The sequence below is a fragment of the Oleiphilus sp. HI0132 genome, assembly GCF_001635845.1.
The window spans coordinates 1-1,312 of sequence record NZ_LWGJ01001884.1 but is presented as its reverse complement, the minus strand read 5'-3'; the positions used below and the strand labels follow the sequence as shown (position 1 = coordinate 1,312).

The 1,312-nt window shown below is 44.2% G+C and carries 2 protein-coding genes and 1 pseudogene; all 3 read left to right on the top strand.

All coding sequences use genetic code 11. The features are described from left to right. Positions 1 to 353 (top strand): annotated as a pseudogene (metX, locus tag A3766_RS31770) (homoserine O-acetyltransferase); the annotation flags it as partial. Beyond that, positions 353 to 946 carry a methionine biosynthesis protein MetW gene (gene metW / locus A3766_RS28455; protein WP_068510019.1) on the top strand — a complete coding sequence of 198 codons (594 nt, stop codon included), beginning with the start codon at positions 353 to 355 and terminating at the stop codon, positions 944 to 946. The pseudogene metX and the gene metW, both read left to right, overlap by 1 nt. A 32-nt stretch (positions 947 to 978) precedes the next feature. Further along, the coding region (locus A3766_RS28450) for a DUF4426 domain-containing protein (protein WP_068643442.1) at positions 979 to 1,312 on the top strand (334 nt) is incomplete at its 3' end.

The window sequence follows — 1,312 nt, the reverse complement described above, 5'->3', positions numbered from 1 at the left end:
GCTACCTAAACTATCAAGGTGAGCGCTTCTCAAAAACCTTTGATGCCAATACTTATTTATTAATGACACGGGCTTTGGATTACTTTGACCCGGCTGAAAAAACAGAAGGTTCTCTTGAGAAAGCACTAGGCAAAGCCCAGTGTGGCTATTTTGTTGTTTCCTTTAGTACAGACTGGCGCTTTTCTCCCGAGCGTTCAGAGCGTTTGGTTGAAGCTATGACTAAAGCAGGTAAACGTGTCTGTTATGCAGAGGTAGACTCAGAATATGGACATGATGCGTTTTTAATTCCAACGGAGCGCTATATGGCTATCTTCTCAGCTTATATGAAGCGTATTGCTGAGGAGATAAAATAATGCGTGCCGACCTGAGACTGATAGAACCCTGGGTGAAAGAAAGCAGCCGTGTGCTCGATTTAGGTTGTGGTGATGGCACTTTACTGGCGCACTTACAGCAGGAAAAGAAGGTCCTTGGATATGGGCTAGAGATTGCGTCAGAGCAGATAACCCGATGCATTGAGAAGGGAGTTAATGTTATAGAGCATGATCTGGACAAAAGAGGCCTGTCTCAATTTGCCGATCAGCAGTTTGATACGGTGATTATGACGCAAGCTCTACAGGCAGTCCGGCGTCCGGATGTGATGCTTGATGAAATGATGCGTCTCGGAAATCAGGGAATTGTTACCTTTCCAAATTTTGGCTATTGGCGTTGCCGCCATTACCTTTTGTGGAATGGCAAAATGCCGATGTCGAAAACTTTGCCGCATACCTGGTATAACACACCGAACATCCACCTCTGCACCTTTAAGGACTTTGAAGCGCTTTGTGTTCAAAAAGGTATCAAGATCCTGAACCGCGAAGTGGTGGATGCAGAGTTTGAACAGAGTAGTTTTGCGCGCATGTGGCCAAATCTATTTGCCGAATTTGCGGTATACCGCATTAGTAAATAATTCACTTTTTCTGATCCAATAGGCTCAAGCGTATGAATTCAGCGATGATACGAACCTTAACAAGTTTAATTTTTTTGCTCACGACTTTTCTTTCTGTTGCAGCGAATGCAGAGAAGAAAGAGGTATTTCCAGGGCCTGATGGCAGCGATTATGAAGTACACTATATTGCCTTTGCCTCGACCTTCCTCGATGAAGAGGTTGCAAGGCAGTATCAACTAGTTAGAAGTCGTTCTTTAGGCTTGGTTAATATCAGTATTATTAAGGTCGATAAGGAGGGAAAGCGAAAAGCAGTGGGTGGTTCCGTGCAGGCAGAGATGATCAATGAGATTCGCCAGTCGCAGTTTTTATCTTTCCAGCAAGTTATAG